Here is a 16,839-nt window from a genome sequence, read left to right as displayed (position 1 = left end):
CTTGCTATTATCAGGGCACAGCTCGCCCCGGTCGGGGTGGAGAACCCGTGACTGACCTCGGTCGTTAACGAGATAACAAAAGGCGTATATCTTTTCATGCTGCTGATTATTGGTGCGGTGATAGTTGTTGCAAGTGTGCTGGGCGGATACGTGCTGCACGGTGGTCATTTGATGGTGCTGTGGCAGCCGACCGAGATCTTGATCATCGGCGGCGCGGCGGTTGGGTCATTCATCATTGCCAACCCCATGCACACGGTGAAAGAGGTAGGGCAGGGTTTCATGCGGTTGCTGACCGGCTCGCCGTTCAACAAGTCCTACTATATGGATTTGCTCAGCCTGCTATATGAAGTGTTCGACAAATCTCGGAAGCAGGGGGTCATGGCCATTGAGGAGGACATCGACAACCCGGAAAACAGCCAGATCTTCACCCGTTACCCGGCCATCATGAAATCCCGCGATCTTCTGGATTTCATCACTGACTACCTTCGCATTATCAGTTCCGGCAACATGGCGCCCCATGAGCTGGAAGGCATGATGGAAAACGAGATCGATAGTCGTCAGCATGAGCTGGAAGAGCCCGCTCACGCGGTCAACAAGATTGCCGACGCCTTGCCGGGCCTTGGTATCGTGGCGGCGGTACTGGGTATTGTCATCACCATGAACTTTCTCACCGAGGGGCCCGAGAAAATCGGCCTGAGTGTGGCAGCGGCTCTGGTCGGTACGTTCTTGGGTATCTGGATGGGTTATGGCTTTGTCGGCCCCATGTCGATTTCCATGGAACACTCAGCCAAGTACGAGCTGAAGGCTTATGAATGTGTGAAATCGGCTATCGTTGCGACGGTGTCTGGTCAGGCGCCCCAGATGGCCATTGAATTCGGCCGCAAGTCGTTACCCACGGATAAACGACCTGGTTTCCAGGAACTCAACGACCACGTTCGTTCGAAGTGACGAGCTGCGTCCCAATCGCCCGGAGTTGAGTTGTGGAAGAACAGCCGATCATCATCAAACGCAAGAAAAAAGTGGTCGGGGGCCATCACGGTGGCTCCTGGAAGGTGGCCTTTGCAGACTTTGCCACCGCCATGATGGCGTTCTTTCTGGTTCTCTGGCTTACGGCCACAGCGTCTCCCGAACAGAAACTGGCGGTTGAGGGGTATTTCAAAGACCCTGTCGGTTTCATGGAAGGCGGTGCTCGCAGCCCGGTGGACCTGGGGGGTAGTGCATCGGTTATCAACGAAGCGACCCAGGACATCGAATCAAGCCCTGTCCAGATCCAGGACGAAGTGGTTGACCAACTGGCTGACACGCTCGAACAGCGTCGCATGGAACAGCTGTTCCAGGAGCTCCAGGAGCGGATTGAGCAAAGCGAGACCTTGCAGGAATTCAAGGATCAATTGCTGATCGACATCACCGATGAGGGGCTGAGAATCCAGATTGTTGATCGCTCTGGCCGCCCGATGTTCGACAGTGGGCGTGCTGAACTCAAATACTATTCCCAGGACATTCTGTTTGAGCTGGCCCGAACTCTCGGTTCGGTCAATAACAAACTCAGCATTACCGGACACACCGACGCCACGCCATTTGTTGGCCGGCCCGGTTATACCAACTGGGAGCTGTCGGCAGACCGTGCCAACACGGCCAGGCGAGCCCTGGTTGCCGGCGGCGTGCGTCTTCAGCAGATTGCCCGGGTGGTGGGGCTGAGTGATTCTGTATTGTTTGACAAGGAAAACCCGACAGCCCCGGTGAACCGCAGGATCTCGATCATCGTGCTCAACAAAAAAGCCGCTGACAGTATTGAAACCGGCGCGGGCAGGTCAGATCAGCCGTTGATTGACCTCACCCAGCCGACGGAAGAACAGCAGCAGGAAGCGAGAGAGCAACTGGAGCGGGGAGACTGGTTCGAGGAGCGGCCGGAACCGGCGCCCGGAGAGTTGAACTGGTAACGTTCCGCTGGCGCCGTGCGCGGGGCTGTTGCCTCAGGTGATTCTCAGCCCCCGGGACTGTTGTTCTGCCATATCTTGCAGAATCCGGTGAAAACTCTTCAGCCGTTCCCTCGACACCGTTCCGGCCTCTGCTGCCGCATCAAGCGCGCAGCCGGGGTCTCCCATGTGGCGGCAGTTGCGGAACTTGCAAAGCCCGATCAGCGGCCGAATTTCCCGGAAACCATACTCCACTTCCTGTGGGGTCATGTGCCACAAACCGAACTCCCGAATCCCTGGAGAATCAATCAGGTCGCCGCCGCCCGGCAGGTGAAACAGCTTCGCCGTGGTGGTGGTGTGTACGCCTTTGCCGGTACTTTCGGATACCGCGCCCACTCGGAGCAGTTCATCCGGCAGCAAGGTCTGGATGATGGATGACTTGCCCACCCCCGACTGGCCCACGAAAACGCTGGTTTTGTCCCGGACCAGTGACTCCACCTCTGGCGCAGGCTGCCCGGCGCAGGCAGTGGCAGAGGTACGCTCCACCTGGTACCCAAGCGCTTCATAGCGACCCAGCAGCGCATCAATCTGGGCCCGGTTCTGGTCGGTAATAAGATCGGTCTTGTTCAGCAGGATAACCGCCGGAATGTCGGAGCTTTCCGAGGCCACCAGGTAGCGATCGATGAGGTTGTCGTGGGGTTCCGGCTCCGGTGCAATCACCAGGATAATATGATCGATATTCGCCGCCACTGGCTTCAAGGCGCCGAAGTTATCCGGCCGCTGCAGCAGGTTGTTGCGCTCACAGCGGGCTACGATCACCCCGGTCTCGCTTTTCCCGGGCCGCCACACCACCCGGTCACCGGTCACCAGGTTGTCGATGTTGGCTCGAACAAAGCACCGGAACACACGCCCGGTGTCGTCACCTTCCAGCGCTTCGATATCCAGTTGCTGGCCATAGTGGGCAATCACCAGGCCTTCCTGTTCAGGCCCCAGTTCGCCGGCTTCGGCTTGCGCTTCCACGGCTTTTTCCTTGCGGTTCAGCCGTTCGGTGCGTTCCTTCTGGATTTTCTCGATGCGCCACTGTTGGCGTTTGTTCAGTTTTCTCTTGGCCATCGGCTCTCAAATGTTCCGGGAAAGTGGTGTGACACATGATACGTGAATCATGGACAATAGGCAGAGTTTTGGTGCCTGCCTCTACTTCTGGTTTCGTGGATTCTGGGCTTGGTGCAAGTGCAGGCATTGGGAGGTCTTTCCGGGAGACGCTACGAGCACATCCATGTGCGCTTGACTGAAGCCATCCATGGCTTCAGACACTCCCGGAAAGACCTCCCAATGCCCGCACAGATACCATTGCAGATTTCCACGGAATTGCGACACAGAGGAACAGCGGCAGGCGCCAGGTTTGAAAAGCGGGTGTGGGGTGGTGTTCCGAAAATCTGCGGAGCCATGGATGGCGGAGCCGAAGTGCCACATGGATGTGCCGAAGGAGCGTTTTTCGGAACACCACCCCACATCCGCGACAACACCCAACCAAAACCGCATAGGTGTCAAGACGAATGCCCGACCACAACCGACTGGTATGGATAGACCTGGAAATGACCGGCCTGGATCCGGAGAAAGAGCGGATCATCGAAATGGCCACGATAATTACCGATTCAGAATTGAACCTGGTGGCTGAAGGCCCGGTAATTGCCATTCACCAACCAGACAGCCTGCTGGATGCCATGGACGAATGGTGCACCAACACCCATGGCGCCAGCGGCCTGACCCAGCGGGTGAAAGATAGCAAAACCTCCGAAGCCGAAGCGGAGCAAGAAACCCTGGCCTTCCTGAAACAGTACCTGTCCGCCGGCGAATCACCGTTGTGTGGTAACAGCATCGGCCAGGATCGCCGCTTCCTGGTGAAGTATATGCCCGAGCTGGAAGCCTTCTTCCATTATCGTAACCTGGATGTCTCCACCATCAAGGAACTCGCCCGCCGCTGGCGCCCGGATGTACTTGATGGCGTGAAAAAGAAAGGCAGCCACCTGGCCCTGGACGACATTCGCGATTCCATCGACGAACTTCGCCACTACCGGGAGACCTTCTTCAAGCTGTAATGCCGTGCTGCTTTAGCGCCCAGGCCACATGCTCCCGCACCAGCGCGGAAGGGTGGTCGGCCCGCTGTTTCAGTGCCTCGATCACCGGAATGGTGCTCGGGGCGTTGCCCAGCCCGACCGCCAGGTTGCGTAGCCAGTTTTCATAACCGGTTCGGCGGATGGCCGAGCCTTCGGTGCGCTTCAGGAACTCGTCCTCCGTCCACAGAAAAAGCTCGGCCAGGCTGCTATTGTCGAGGCCATGCCGGGGCTGAAAGTCGTTTTCCCGGGTCGGTTTGTTGAATTTGTTCCAGGGGCAAACCAGCTGGCAGTCGTCGCAGCCGAATACCCGATTGCCCATCTTTGACCGCAGCTGTTCCGGAATGGGCCCCTTGAGTTCAATGGTGAGATAGCTGATGCAGCGGCGGGCATCCAGTAAGTGAGCGCCAACGAAGGCGTCGGTAGGGCATACCTCCAGGCACGCGGAGCAGGAGCCACAATGCTGGCTGTCAAAGGCTTGGTCTACCGGCAGCGGAGCGCTGGTAAAGATTTCACCCAGAAAGAAGAATGAACCGGCTTTGGGGTGAATCAGCATGTTGTTCTTGCCAATCCAGCCCAGCCCCGCCCGCTGGGCGAGCCCGCGTTCCAGAACCGGTGCGCTGTCTACGAAGGCTCGGTAGTCGTAGCCGCTGACCGCGGAATCAATCTTTGCCGCCAGGGTGGCCAGCCGTTTGCGCATCAGTTTGTGGTAATCCCGGCCCAGGGCGTAACGAGTCACGTAGGCGGTTTCGCGGTTAGTCAGTACCTGCTTCGGATTGTCCGGAGCGGGCAGGTAATCCATCCGTACTGAGATAACGCGGGTGGTACCGGGCACCAGTGAGTCGGGGGTGTAGCGTTTGTCGCCGTGGTCTGCCATATACGCCATGTCGCCATGGTAGCCGGCTTTCAGCCACTGTTGCAGGCGTTCGGCGTGGGGCCCGGTATCAGCGCAGGTGATACCGGCGTCGGCAAAGCCGAGCTCGCTGGCCCAGGCCCGGATCTGGTCGGGCAGGGCATGCAGTGCCTCATGTTCGGGCCGCTCGGAGCGGAGCTCTGGGTTTGACGTCATGGGAGAAGTCGGCTGTGTAACCTGCGAAGATTTAATTTGATTAAGTTATGACCTTTTTCCCTGTTTTGCTATTCTTTACAGGTATCTGGCCAGTTTTCTTAAACCGGTTTCTTTAGCTGGAGCTTTGGCGAATGCCAATACGCAATGCAAGCAGTCTACCAGAAGCGCTCTACTCCGCCGACTCGGTGCGAGCAATTGACCGCTACCTGATTGATCAGCAAGGCGTTGATGGCTTTGAGTTGATGCAGGCCGCTGCCCGGGCGGCCTTTCGCCAGTTGTTGCGTCACTGGCCTGTCCCCGGGTCGATTCTGGTGCTTTGCGGTGCTGGTAACAACGGCGGCGATGGCTACTTGGTGGCTGCGAATGCTCACAGGCATGGTATCGCCGCCCGGTGCATTGCGGTAGCACCGCCGGGTAAGTTGGCCGGGGACGCACTTAACGCGCTGAACCGGGCCCGTGCGGAAGGTGTCAGTGTTGAAGATATCGGCGAACTGGGCGAAGACGGATTGGAAAAACATCTGGCGTCTGCAACCCTGGTGGTGGATGCGATGCTGGGTACAGGAGTGACGGGTACGCCCCGGGAGCCCTTTGCAGGTGTGATTCGGCGGGTTAATGAATCGGGTTTGCCGGTATTGGCGGTGGATTTGCCGTCCGGCCTGAATGCCACAACAGGCTCTTCAGCGGGTGATGTGATTCAGGCCAAGGTAACGGTGACTTTCATTGGCGCCAAGGCTGGCTTGTACACGGGTGCCGGTGCCGGTGTTTGCGGTGAGGTAGTGTTTGAGGCTCTTGATACCGGCCACGATATCTCTGGCAGTGGCCAGCCGCCGCTTGCCCGCTTGCAGTCCTGGGCCCAGTGCAAGGAACAGCTGCCTGTCCGTCCGCTTGATGCCCACAAGGGGCGTTTTGGCCACGTGTTGGTGGTTGCCGGTGACCGGGGTTTTGGTGGCGCCGGTATCATGGCGGCCGAGGCGGCGTCCCGGGCCGGGGCCGGTCTGGTTACCCTGGCTACCCGCCCGGAACATGTTACGGCTGCGCTTGCCCGCTGCCCGTCCTTGATGGTGCACGGGTTGATCCATGGCTCAGAATTGCCGCCATTATTGGCTAGGGCCGATGTGGTGGTGTGTGGTCCTGGCATGGGCAAGCTGGCCTGGGGGCAGCAGATGCTGCAACAGGTTGAACAAAGCGGGCTGCCGCGGGTGTTGGATGCCGACGCGCTCAATCTGATGGCCGGGCGAGTGCCCGTGGTGTCTGATAGCCATATACTGACGCCACACCCCGGCGAGGCGGCGCGGTTGTTGGGTTGTGATGTCGCTGGCGTTGAGGCGGACCGGGTGTCTGCAGCCCGCCGGCTGCAAACCATGCTGGGCGGGGTGGTGTTGCTGAAAGGCGCGGGTACCGTTATCGCCAGTGGCTCGGCACTTCCGGTGATTGTTCCTGGTGGTAATCCGGGCCTGGCGACCGGGGGCATGGGCGATGTTTTATCCGGCATCGCCGGCGCGTTGCTGGCACAGCTGAAGGACCCCCGGCAGGCCACGACAATGGCTGCGGCTCTGCATCTGGCCGCGGCGGACCAGGCGGTGCAGACTTATGGCTATATGGGGCTGACGCCCACGGATGTAATCAGCGCCTTGCCAAAGGTGCTGTGGGAAGCAGAAAAGGTGAACAGCCGTGACGACCAGGAGGCGTTATGAGCATTTTCGGCAATGAACGCCGGTTGTTTCTGGAGAGTGAAGCGGAAACAGAGCGCCTGGGCGGTGAGCTTGCCGGGCTGGTGAAGGCATCCGATCAGGGCATTGTGGTGTTCCTGGATGGCGATCTGGGCATGGGGAAAACCACTCTGAGCCGCGGTGTAATGAGAGGGCTCGGGCATGTGGGAGCGGTTAAAAGCCCAACGTATACCCTTGTGGAGCCCTATGAAGACCTGGACCCGCCGGTATACCATTTCGACCTTTACCGTCTGGGCGATCCCGAGGAGCTTGAGTACATGGGAATCCGCGATTACTTTTCGGGCGGCAGTTTCTGTCTGATTGAATGGCCGGAGCGGGGAGAGGGTGTTCTGCCAGAGCCAGATCTTGAAATCCACCTGGAACGGCAGGGAGAAGGCCGGTCGGTAGTACTGCGTGCCCGATCGGAGTTCGGCGCCTCCCTGTTGAATCAAATAGAGCTGATAGGGCCTGATTCATGAGACTTTTTCTGTGTTTGATGGTGGCTCTGGCGGCTAACCTCGCTCAGGCTGCTACCCAGATTGAAGGCGTGCGGCTCTGGCCCGCGCCTGACCACACGCGCCTCGTCCTTGATACTGCCGGTAGTGTGGAGCACAACGTGTTTGCGCTATCCGGGCCCTCGAGGTTGGTAATCGACTTGAAAAATACCTCCCTGAAAGCGGATTTCAGCAAAGTGGACCTCAGTGGCAGTCCGATTGAGCGGATCCGCAGCGCACCGCGCAATGGCAGCGACCTCAGGGTGGTACTCGATCTGAAAAGCGACATCAAGCCCCGCAGTTTTGTGTTGGAGCCCAATCAGCAATACGGGCACCGGCTGGTGGTCGACCTGATTGACGAGAAGGGCAGCCGTCTCGAACGGGCTGCCAGCCCCACGGTGACTCAGGATTCAGCCGGCAAGCGGGATATCATCATCGTGATCGACCCGGGCCACGGCGGTGAAGACCCAGGCGCTATCGGCCCCAGAGGTACCCGGGAAAAAGATGTTGTGCTCAGAATGTCCAAAACCCTGGCGGATCTGATCAACAAGCAGCCGGGCTTTACCGCCAAACTTACCCGCACCGGGGACTATTACATCGGGTTGCGCAATCGCACGTTGCTGGCGCGCAAGTACAACGCGGATCTGTTCGTCTCGGTGCATGCAGATGCCTTCAGAACACCTCAACCCAGTGGCGCATCGGTATTTGCCCTGTCCCAGCGGGGAGCGACAAGTGAAACCGCGCGCTGGCTGGCCCAAAGCGAGAATCGCTCTGATCTGATTGGCGGTGCTGGTGGCGTGTCTTTGGACGGTCGCGACGATATGCTGGCAGGTGTTCTGCTGGATCTCTCCATGACCGCCAGCATCAATGCCAGTCTCGGGGTGGGGAGCTCTGTGCTGGGGCAGTTGGGCGGTGTTGCCAAGTTGCACAAGCCCGGTGTTGAGCAGGCGGCCTTCGCGGTTCTGAAGTCTCCGGATATACCGTCAATACTGGTGGAAGCCGGGTTTATCTCGAACCCGAAAGAAGAGCAGAACCTGGCCACCGAGTGGTATCGCAATCGACTGGCCAACGCCATCATGGACGGTATTCACGAGTATTTTCAGCGAACGCCTCCACCGGGCACGCTATTGGCCTGGCAGAAGGAAAATCAGAAAGGTGGCGGGCAGGTTAGCCGGTACCGTATCCAGCGGGGTGACACCTTGTCTGGTGTGGCCCGGCAGAACCAGACCACCGTCAGCGAGTTAATGCGCTTTAACGGGATGACCGATGATCGTGTTATGGTAGGGCAAACCATTCGCATCCCCTCATCCTGATCAAGAGGTAGTTCCCGGATATGCCCCACATTCAGTTGCTATCGCCCCGGCTCGCCAACCAGATTGCTGCGGGCGAGGTGGTGGAGCGGCCTGCATCCGTCGTCAAAGAGTTAGTGGAAAACGCGCTGGATGCAGGTGCAAGCCGGGTTGATATTGAAGTGGAGCAGGGTGGCGTCAAGCTGATCCGGGTGCGTGATGATGGCTCGGGCATTGACGAAGCCGACCTGCCGCTGGCCCTCAGCCGCCATGCCACCAGTAAAATCCTGACCCTCGATGACCTGGAAGCTGTCGGTACATTAGGCTTTCGTGGTGAAGCCCTGGCCAGTATCAGTTCCGTTTCGCGCCTGGCACTCACGTCCCGCACCGAAGCCCAGGAAGCCGCGGCCCGAGTGGAGGTGGAAGGCCGGGATATGGATGCCCGTCTTTCTCCGGCCGCGCACCCGGTGGGAACCACCGTGGAAGTCCGTGACCTGTTCTTCAACACGCCAGCCCGGCGCAAGTTCCTGCGAACGGAAAAAACCGAATTCAATCATGTGGAAGAGTGTATTCGCCGGCAGGCCCTGAGCCGATTTGATGCTGGCTTTACCCTGCGCCACAACCAGCGTGTGGTGCAGAGCCTGCGGCCAGCAGAGTCGGAGGTCGACAAGGAGCGACGGATTGGTTCGCTGTGCGGACAGCAGTTTATAGACAACGCCGTTATTATTGACGCGGAAGCGACCGGCCTGCGGCTCTGGGGCTGGGTGGCATTGCCCACCTTCTCGCGCAGCCAGGCGGACCTGCAGTACTTCTTCGTGAATGGCCGGGTCATTCGGGATAAGCTGGTCGCCCATGCGGTGCGACAGGCCTACCGGGATGTGCTTTACAACAACCGCCACCCCGCCTTTGTGCTCTATCTGGAAGTGGAACCCGCCACCGTCGATGTCAACGTGCACCCCACCAAGCACGAGGTCCGGTTCCGGGATGGTCGGTTGGTCCATGATTTTATCTTCCGCACCCTGCACCGGGCTCTGGCTGATGTTCGCCCGGATGATCATTTGCGCGGTGCGGTCGCTCAGTCTTTCGGGCGCGAGCCAGAGGCAGTTGTTGCCAACCCCGCCGGTCATCCAGCTGGGATGGGGGCATCTCTCCCGGACCAGGCGCCGCCTGTAGCTGGTGGTTATGCCAACGGAGGCGGCTTTGGTGTTGGGTCGGCTTCCCAGCCGCAGCAGGAATGGAAGGCCAGTGACCAGATGGCGTTTTATCAATCCCTGAATGAGGGTGGGGGGGTTGCTTCCCGGCCTGACCATGCCAGCCAGCCGGTTGCGGTCACGCCTCCACGAGACACCGATGAAGAGCCGCCCCTGGGTTATGCCATAGCCCAGCTACATGGCATCTACATCCTTGCCCAGAGCCGGGCTGGCCTGATCGTTGTTGATATGCATGCTGCCCATGAGCGCATCACCTATGAGCGTATGAAGCACGCCCTGGCCGAGCAAGATCTGAAAAGCCAGCCCCTGCTGGTGCCGTTGTCATTGGCGGTAAGCCAGAAAGAGGCGGCGCTGGCGGAAACTCACGGCGAGGAGTTGCAGCACCTGGGGTTGCAAATTGAACGAATCGGCCCGGAGACCCTGGCTGTGCGGCAGATCCCGGCGTTATTGCGGGGCGCCGACACCGAACAACTGGTCCGGGACGTGCTGGCGGATCTGATTGAGCACGGGCAGAGCGACCGGGTAGAAGCCGTCACTCACGAACTGCTGGGCACTATGGCCTGCCATGGTTCTGTTCGGGCAAACCGGCAACTCACCATTCCGGAAATGAACTCGCTGTTACGTGACATGGAAGCCACCGAGCGAAGCGGCCAATGCAATCACGGCCGCCCCACCTGGACTCTGGTTACGCTGTCAGAACTCGACAAACTGTTCCTGAGGGGGCGTTAGTCACTCCATGTCGGACACTGAGCACCAACCGGGGCATGCGCTGCCGCCGGCTATCTTTCTGATGGGGCCGACGGCTTCCGGCAAAACCGATATGGCCATCGCCCTCTGTGACATGCTCCCATGTGACATCATCAGTGTCGATTCCGCGATGATTTACCGGGGTATGGATATTGGTACCGCAAAACCTGATGCCGAAGAACTGGCCAGAGCACCTCATCGCCTGATCGACATCTGTGATTCTGCCGACAGCTATTCCGCTGCGGATTTTCGTCGTGATGCGCTTGCCGAGATGGCAGATATCACCCGCCGCGGCCGCATCCCGTTGTTGGTTGGCGGAACCATGATGTATTTCAAGGCATTGTTGCACGGTATGTCCGACTTGCCCTCCGCTAACCCGGAGTTGCGGGCGCGCATCGAGCAGGAGGCGGCAGAGCACGGTTGGGAGTACCTGCACCGGGAACTGACAAGCCTTGATCCCGTTGCCGCCGGGCTAATCCACCCAAATAACCGCCAGCGGCTGATGCGGGCACTGGAAGTTATTCGCCTGACGGGCAGACCCATTTCTGAAATCTGGCAGGCGCAATCGGGAACTTCTGAACAGGAGGCGGTGTCAGGTATTGAGGATTACACGTATTTTACCCGTTGGCAGGCAGACGAAACCCCGAGCCTGCCGTATACTGTTTTCCAGTTTGCCTTGGCTCCAGCCGAGCGTTCTGAGCTTCATCGGCGTATAGGGCTTCGTTTTCAGGCTATGCTTAATGCAGGGTTTCTGGACGAAGTCCGTGCACTGATGAAGCGGGGTGATCTCAGTCCTGACATGCCTTCGATGCGTTGCGTTGGCTATCGGCAGGCGTGGGATTACCTGACGGGTAGCTGTGATTACCAGACTTTCGTCGACAAGGGCGTGGCCGCCACCCGACAACTGGCAAAGCGGCAGCTGACCTGGTTACGAAAATGGCCGAATGTTCACTGGCTGAACGCCGGTGATCCGCAAGTGGTGGTTAATGCCTTGAAAAAAAGCGGCCTTGGCACCACATTTAAATCAGAAAAATGACGATCTGCACTTACTTATAAACAGGAGAACTCACATGTCAAAAGGGCATTCTTTACAAGACCCTTACCTCAATGCATTGCGCAAGGAACGCATTCCGGTTTCTATCTTTCTGGTCAACGGCATCAAGCTGCAGGGCCAGATCGAATCCTTTGACCAGTTTGTTATTCTGCTGAAGAACACCGTCAGCCAGATGGTCTACAAGCATGCGATTTCCACTGTGGTCCCTGCTCGCAATGTGCGCCTTCCGCCGCAGAACCCGGCAGGTGAAGGTGAGTCTGAAGACTGATCTTTCCGGAGTTTCCGGTTTCTACACCCGCGTTCCAGGACAGCCCGAGAGCTCGAATGGCCGCGGGTGTTTGTTTTTATGGAGTTTAACCTATCTTGTTTGAGCGTCCTGACGTTGGAGAACGGGCGGTTCTCGTTCACATAGAATTCACCGCCCACGATGATACCGAAGACCCCGGTGAGTTTCGGGAACTGGTGACCTCCGCCGGCGTTGAGCCGGTGATGATGGTGACAGGCTCCCGCAAGCAGCCCAACCCCCGGCTTTTTGTTGGCGAAGGCAAGCTTGACGAAATCCGCGATGCCGTTGCCGCCAGCGAGGCGGACGTGGTGCTTTTCAACCATGCCCTCAGGCCCAGTCAGGAGCGCAACATCGAGCGGGAGCTCAAGTGTCGGGTGCTGGACCGTACCGGCGTTATCCTGGACATTTTCGCCCAGCGTGCCCGTACCCACGAGGGCAAGCTCCAGGTGGAACTGGCTCAGCTGGAGCATATGTCAACGAGGCTGGTTCGAGGGTGGACCCACCTTGAGCGCCAGAAAGGCGGTATCGGTCTGCGGGGGCCCGGTGAAACCCAGCTTGAAACCGACCGTCGATTGCTGCGGGAACGCATCAAGTCTATTCACAAGCGGCTTGAGAAAGTCCGAAAACAGCGTGACCAGGGCCGCCGTGCCCGCAAACGGGCCGATATTCCGACCTTGTCCCTGGTGGGCTACACCAACGCTGGGAAGTCCACATTATTCAACCGAATCACCACAGCCAGCGTATATGCTGCTGATCAGTTGTTTGCGACGTTGGACCCAACCTTGCGTCGTCTGGAACTTCCGGATATTGGCCCGGTCGTAGTGGCGGATACGGTCGGCTTCATCCGGCATTTGCCCCACAAGCTGGTAGAGGCTTTTCGCGCAACACTGGAAGAAACCACTCAGGCAACGTTACTGCTGCACGTGATTGATTGTCACGACGAGCGTCGCGATGACAGCATGGAACAGGTGGAGAGCGTGCTGGCGGAGATCGGTGCGGACGAAATACCGGTCCTTCAGGTGTTCAACAAGATTGACCTGTTGGATGGATTTGAGCCCAGGATAGACCGGAACGAGGATGGTGTGCCCGTTCGGGCCTGGGTGTCTGCGGTGACCGGGCAGGGTCTTGAGCTTCTGTTCGATGCGCTGGTTGAACGGCTGGCGGAGGACGTTGTGCATCACTTTGTGTTGCTTGGGCCGGCCGATGGCAAGCTTCGCGCCCTTCTGCACGAGGCTGGGTCTGTGTTGAGTGAAGAACACCGGGAGACCGGTGATACAGTGCTGGAGGTGAGGTTGCAAAACCGGGACTGGATGCAGTTGCTGAGCCGGGCGGGCGTCAGGGAAGAAGCGCTCAGGCTGGAGATTCGATGAGTCCGAAAGCCGCAAGCTATTGCCGGGGCGTTGATAAATCCCTAGTATTTGCAGCCATTCGATAATACATGAACGGAGAGAACTATGGCCTGGAATGAACCGGGTGGAAACCGTAACGACAACGATCCCTGGGGAACCGGGGGTGGTCGTCGCGGCAATGATCAGGGGCCACCGGACCTGGATGAGGCGCTGAAAAAAGGCCTTGAAAAGCTGAACAGGATGCTGGGTGGCAAAGGTGGCAACTCAGGCAATTCCGGCGGTAGCAGCTCCGGTGGCAGTGCTGGCGGGTTTGGTGCCGTCATTGCGCTGGCAGCTATCCTGGCGCTTGGCTATGTGGTGTTTCAGTCGTTCTATACCGTAGACGAACAGGAACGGGCTGTTGTTCTCCGGTTTGGTGAGTACAGCACCACTGAGAACCCGGGTTTGAGGTTCAAGGTGCCGTTGATTGATCGGGTGTACAAGGTTGGGGTAACCAACGTTCGTACCGCCCAGTCCAGTGGCCAGATGCTGACCATGGATGAAAACCTGGTAACGGTTGATCTGCAGGTTCAGTATCGGGTAGGCAATGCCCGTGACTACGTTCTCAACGTCAGGGATTCTAACGAAGCCCTGTCGTTTGCCACTGACAGCGCCCTGCGTCACGAAGTGGGTAGCTCCACTCTGGATGAGGTGCTGACTGAAGGGCGTGCTGAACTCGCTATTCGTGTCGAGCAGCGCCTGCAGAGCTTTCTTCGTGAATATGGCGCGGGTCTTGAAGTTGTCCGGGTCAACGTTGAAAGCACCCAGCCACCCTCTGCGGTGCAGGATGCCTTCCGTGAAGTGCAGCGTGCCCGGGAAGACGAACAGCGGCTGAAGGAAGAGGCGGAAACCTACCGCAACCGGATCGTGCCGGAGGCTCGCGGCCAGGCCCAGCGCCTGATCGAGGAGGCCAACGCCTATCTGGAAGAAGTGGTTGAGCGTGCCCGAGGTGAGAGCTCTCGTTTCACTCAGCTGCTGGAAGTGTATGAAATTGCGCCGGCGGTTACCCGCGAACGCATGTACATTCAGGCGGTGGAACAGGTGCTGGCGAACAGCAGCAAGATCTTCATCGATACCGAGAGCAGCGGCAACATGATGTACCTGCCTCTGGATCGTCTGATGCAAGGCACTGGTGGTTCATCAAGCAGCTCCCGCTCATCTGGCGGCAGCAACCAGGCCGATATCGGCATGCTGACGGACCAGGTGCTGCAAGAGCTGCGCTCGCGTCAGGACACCAACATTCGGAGGAGCAGATAAGTTATGGGACCCAAAGCTGTTGTGGGCCTTGCAGGCGCTCTGATTGTTGTCCTGCTTGTGCTGTCAAGTGTATACATCATCCCGGAAACCCACCGGGGCGTTAAACTGCGGTTCGGTGAATTGGTTCAGACCGACATTCCGGCAGGCCTGCACTTCAAGGTGCCGGTGATTGACCAGATCCGCGAGTTCGATATCCGGGTATTGACCATGGACCTGCCGTCTCGCCAGTACCTGACGGTGGAAAAGAAGCCTTTGGACGTAAACTCCTACGTGGCGTGGCGCATCCGTAACGTGGATCAGTTCTACCGCTCCACGGGCGGGGATGAATTCAGGGCTCGGTCTCTGATTCTGTCTCGGGTCGATAATGGCCTGCGGGATGAGTTCGGTGTTCGCACCATGCACGAAGTGGTATCCGGCCAGCGGGATCAGCTTATGAACACGCTTCGTGACCGGGTGAATTCCAACGTGGTTGGAGAGTTCGGTATCGAAGTCCTGGATATCCGGGTAAAAGCGATTGAGCTGCCGGGGCAGGTCAGTGAGAACGTCTTCCGCCGGATGGCTGCTGAGCGCCAGAAGCTGGCCCAGGAATTCCGTTCCCGGGGCCAGGAGCTGGCCGAGGGTATCCGGGCTGATGCAGATCGCCAGCAGACGGTTATTCTGGCCACAGCGTTTGCTGAAGCCGAGCAGACCCGCGGTGCCGGTGATCGTGAAGCTGCGCAGATCTACGCAGATGCTTACGGTTCCAACGAGGAATTCTACAGCTTCTATCGCAGCCTGCAGGCCTATCGCAATACCTTCTCGGGCAAGGATGACATCATGGTGATCGATTCCGACAGCGCATTCATGCGCTTCCTGAAGGACCCGATGGGCGCCAACTGATCGGCTCTGAAGATCAAAAAACCGGAATACCTCGGTATTCCGGTTTTTTTGTGTCTGCCAACGGTGTAGAATTTCGCCGGTTTTGCTTTGGGTTTTCAGCCCCTGGCATCCTAAATCCTGAGTCATTCCCCCGGAGTGTTTTGCCGGCGCGGGAAAAACGGACAACAGAATCTCATGACTGTATCTGATCGCTGGTTACTGCCTGACGGGGTGGAAGACATTTTGCCGCCGCTGGCCGGACAGATCGAATCCCTGCGACGGGATGTAATGGATACCTGCCAGCGCTGGGGTTACCAGCTGGTTATCCCGCCGCTCATTGAATACCTTGAATCCCTCTTTACCGGTACGGGCCACGACCTGGAGCTTCAAACCTTCAAGCTCACCGACCAGTTGACCGGTCGCATGATGGGCGTGCGCGCCGACATGACGCCACAGGCGGCGCGCATCGATGCCCATACCCTGGGGCACGAAGGCATCACCCGGCTTTGTTATGCCGGCCATGTCTTGCACACCCGTCCGCGCCATATGCTGACCGGCCGAACGCCGATCCAGGCCGGTTGCGAATTGTTTGGCAGTGCCTCGGAAGCCGCCGATCTTGAAGTGATCAGTCTGATGCTGGAAGCGCTCCGGGTTGCGGGCCTGCGCCGTGTGCATATGGATCTGGCCCATGTATCGATTTACGAGAGCCTGATCACCGAGGCAGGCTTTGATCGGGACACCGAAGCGGCCGTCTTCGATGCCATGGCACGCAAATCGGTGCCTGAGCTGGATGCGCTCCTGGGCGATTGCCCTGCCGGTTCGGGCGGTGCACGCCTGCGTGAGCTTGCCCGGGTCAGCGGGGGCGTGGAAGCACTTGACGAGGCTCGCTCGATTCTCAGCGGCGCCTCGACCGCCCTGGATGCGGCCCTGGATCAGTTGGGGCGGGTGGCAGAGATGCTGGCCAGGGATTATCCAGAGGTCAGTCTTGGCTTCGATTTCTGCGAACTGCGTGGCTACAACTACCACACCGGGCTGGTGTTCGCGGCCTATGTGCCCGGCCATGGTGATGCGGTGGGCAAAGGCGGCCGTTACGATGCCATCGGCAGTGATTTTGGCCGGGCTCGCCCTGCCACAGGATTCAGTCTCGATATCCGGGCCCTGGTGTCACTGGGGGAACGTCCGTCCAAAAGGTCTGGTGCCATCTGGGCACCTGCGGAGACGGATTCAGCCCTTGAAGGTGTGATCTCCGGCCTGAGAATGACGGAAACGGTGGTACGGGCCTTGCCCGATGACACTGACACCAATCCAGCCGAGCGTGGCTGTGATCGTCAGTTGGTCAAAAAGGATGGTAAGTGGGTTGTCGAGGCACTGGCCTGAGTCGCCAGGTGTCGGTTTCACTGGATTAATGTGCAGGACTTGAGCCTTCGGCTCGTCTGAATTGAGAGAG

General features: G+C 58.7%; 15 protein-coding genes. 13 read left to right on the top strand and 2 right to left on the bottom strand.

What is annotated here, in order from left to right; genetic code table 11:
* Window positions 1-96: 96 nt before the first annotated feature.
* Both motA and motB read left to right on the top strand, forming a co-directional pair.
* Window positions 97-948, top strand: coding sequence for a flagellar motor stator protein MotA (gene motA, locus ACNSOI_RS13645; protein WP_061331586.1), 852 nt, complete (start codon window positions 97-99; stop codon window positions 946-948).
* A 32-nt stretch (window positions 949-980) separates the two neighbouring features.
* Window positions 981-1,940: a flagellar motor protein MotB gene (motB, locus tag ACNSOI_RS13640; RefSeq protein WP_061331585.1), complete on the top strand. Its 960-nt coding sequence runs from the start codon at window positions 981-983 to the stop codon at window positions 1,938-1,940.
* A 33-nt stretch (window positions 1,941-1,973) separates the two neighbouring features.
* On the opposite strand, the gene rsgA is transcribed toward motB, so the two are convergent.
* Window positions 1,974-3,029, bottom strand: a complete 1,056-nt coding sequence (gene rsgA, locus ACNSOI_RS13635) for a small ribosomal subunit biogenesis GTPase RsgA (RefSeq protein ID WP_061331584.1) — start codon at window positions 3,027-3,029, stop codon at window positions 1,974-1,976.
* A 443-nt stretch (window positions 3,030-3,472) separates the two neighbouring features.
* Between rsgA and orn the strand changes: the two genes are divergently transcribed.
* Window positions 3,473-4,015 (top strand): oligoribonuclease, encoded by a 543-nt coding sequence (gene orn, locus ACNSOI_RS13630; protein ID WP_286251051.1) that lies wholly within the window; start codon window positions 3,473-3,475, stop codon window positions 4,013-4,015.
* On the opposite strand, the gene queG is transcribed toward orn, so the two are convergent.
* Window positions 4,005-5,099, bottom strand: coding sequence for a tRNA epoxyqueuosine(34) reductase QueG (gene queG, locus ACNSOI_RS13625; RefSeq protein ID WP_286922063.1), 1,095 nt, complete (start codon window positions 5,097-5,099; stop codon window positions 4,005-4,007). The two genes, orn and queG, sit on opposite strands and share 11 nt — an antisense overlap.
* Window positions 5,100-5,230: 131 nt before the next feature.
* Between queG and ACNSOI_RS13620 the strand changes: the two genes are divergently transcribed.
* The 10 genes from ACNSOI_RS13620 (at window position 5,231) to ACNSOI_RS13575 (ending at window position 16,769) form a co-directional block, all read left to right on the top strand.
* A complete protein-coding gene (locus tag ACNSOI_RS13620) occupies window positions 5,231-6,793 on the top strand; it encodes an NAD(P)H-hydrate dehydratase (RefSeq protein ID WP_286922062.1) in 1,563 nt (520 codons plus the stop codon).
* Entirely contained in the window at window positions 6,790-7,287 is a 498-nt protein-coding gene (tsaE, locus tag ACNSOI_RS13615) for a tRNA (adenosine(37)-N6)-threonylcarbamoyltransferase complex ATPase subunit type 1 TsaE (protein WP_058092074.1), read from the top strand. The genes ACNSOI_RS13620 and tsaE overlap by 4 nt, the downstream gene beginning before the upstream one ends.
* Window positions 7,284-8,615 carry an N-acetylmuramoyl-L-alanine amidase gene (locus tag ACNSOI_RS13610; RefSeq protein WP_061331580.1) on the top strand — a complete coding sequence of 444 codons (1,332 nt, stop codon included), beginning with the start codon at window positions 7,284-7,286 and terminating at the stop codon, window positions 8,613-8,615. The genes tsaE and ACNSOI_RS13610 overlap by 4 nt, the downstream gene beginning before the upstream one ends.
* A gap of 20 nt (window positions 8,616-8,635) precedes the next feature.
* Window positions 8,636-10,531: a DNA mismatch repair endonuclease MutL gene (gene mutL, locus ACNSOI_RS13605; RefSeq protein ID WP_420194284.1), complete on the top strand. Its 1,896-nt coding sequence runs from the start codon at window positions 8,636-8,638 to the stop codon at window positions 10,529-10,531.
* Window positions 10,532-10,538: 7 nt separating this feature from the next.
* On the top strand, window positions 10,539-11,585 hold the full coding sequence (miaA, locus tag ACNSOI_RS13600; protein ID WP_420194283.1) for a tRNA (adenosine(37)-N6)-dimethylallyltransferase MiaA: 1,047 nt from the start codon (window positions 10,539-10,541) through the stop codon (window positions 11,583-11,585).
* Between the two features lie 34 nt (window positions 11,586-11,619).
* On the top strand, window positions 11,620-11,871 hold the full coding sequence (gene hfq / locus ACNSOI_RS13595; protein WP_058092070.1) for an RNA chaperone Hfq: 252 nt from the start codon (window positions 11,620-11,622) through the stop codon (window positions 11,869-11,871).
* 92 nt (window positions 11,872-11,963) lie between these two features.
* Window positions 11,964-13,259 carry a ribosome rescue GTPase HflX gene (hflX, locus tag ACNSOI_RS13590; RefSeq protein ID WP_420195727.1) on the top strand — a complete coding sequence of 432 codons (1,296 nt, stop codon included), beginning with the start codon at window positions 11,964-11,966 and terminating at the stop codon, window positions 13,257-13,259.
* Between the two features lie 84 nt (window positions 13,260-13,343).
* Window positions 13,344-14,534, top strand: coding sequence for an FtsH protease activity modulator HflK (hflK, locus tag ACNSOI_RS13585; RefSeq protein WP_106694986.1), 1,191 nt, complete (start codon window positions 13,344-13,346; stop codon window positions 14,532-14,534).
* A gap of 3 nt (window positions 14,535-14,537) precedes the next feature.
* On the top strand, window positions 14,538-15,413 hold the full coding sequence (gene hflC, locus ACNSOI_RS13580) for a protease modulator HflC (protein ID WP_061331575.1): 876 nt from the start codon (window positions 14,538-14,540) through the stop codon (window positions 15,411-15,413).
* Between the two features lie 174 nt (window positions 15,414-15,587).
* Window positions 15,588-16,769 carry an ATP phosphoribosyltransferase regulatory subunit gene (locus tag ACNSOI_RS13575; RefSeq protein WP_106694987.1) on the top strand — a complete coding sequence of 394 codons (1,182 nt, stop codon included), beginning with the start codon at window positions 15,588-15,590 and terminating at the stop codon, window positions 16,767-16,769.
* The last annotated feature ends 70 nt before the right edge of the window (window positions 16,770-16,839 follow it).

It is taken from the genome of Marinobacter sp. GH_1, from assembly GCF_048595985.1.
Taxonomy (GTDB): domain Bacteria; phylum Pseudomonadota; class Gammaproteobacteria; order Pseudomonadales; family Oleiphilaceae; genus Marinobacter; species Marinobacter shengliensis.
This window is presented reverse-complemented; position numbering and strand designations above follow the sequence as displayed.

Excerpts from the sequence above, each read along its gene's own strand:
- motA (WP_061331586.1), top strand. The coding sequence starts at position 97 with ATGCTGCTGATTATTGGTGCGGTGATAGTTGTTGCAAGTGTGCTGGGC.
- rsgA (WP_061331584.1), bottom strand. The coding sequence starts at position 3,029 with ATGGCCAAGAGAAAACTGAACAAACGCCAACAGTGGCGCATCGAGAAA.
- orn (WP_286251051.1), top strand. The coding sequence starts at position 3,473 with ATGCCCGACCACAACCGACTGGTATGGATAGACCTGGAAATGACCGGC.
- queG (WP_286922063.1), bottom strand. The coding sequence starts at position 5,099 with ATGACGTCAAACCCAGAGCTCCGCTCCGAGCGGCCCGAACATGAGGCA.
- ACNSOI_RS13620 (WP_286922062.1), top strand. The coding sequence starts at position 5,231 with ATGCCAATACGCAATGCAAGCAGTCTACCAGAAGCGCTCTACTCCGCC.
- tsaE (WP_058092074.1), top strand. The coding sequence starts at position 6,790 with ATGAGCATTTTCGGCAATGAACGCCGGTTGTTTCTGGAGAGTGAAGCG.
- ACNSOI_RS13610 (WP_061331580.1), top strand. The coding sequence starts at position 7,284 with ATGAGACTTTTTCTGTGTTTGATGGTGGCTCTGGCGGCTAACCTCGCT.
- mutL (WP_420194284.1), top strand. The coding sequence starts at position 8,636 with ATGCCCCACATTCAGTTGCTATCGCCCCGGCTCGCCAACCAGATTGCT.
- miaA (WP_420194283.1), top strand. The coding sequence starts at position 10,539 with ATGTCGGACACTGAGCACCAACCGGGGCATGCGCTGCCGCCGGCTATC.
- hfq (WP_058092070.1), top strand. The coding sequence starts at position 11,620 with ATGTCAAAAGGGCATTCTTTACAAGACCCTTACCTCAATGCATTGCGC.
- hflK (WP_106694986.1), top strand. The coding sequence starts at position 13,344 with ATGGCCTGGAATGAACCGGGTGGAAACCGTAACGACAACGATCCCTGG.
- hflC (WP_061331575.1), top strand. The coding sequence starts at position 14,538 with ATGGGACCCAAAGCTGTTGTGGGCCTTGCAGGCGCTCTGATTGTTGTC.
- ACNSOI_RS13575 (WP_106694987.1), top strand. The coding sequence starts at position 15,588 with ATGACTGTATCTGATCGCTGGTTACTGCCTGACGGGGTGGAAGACATT.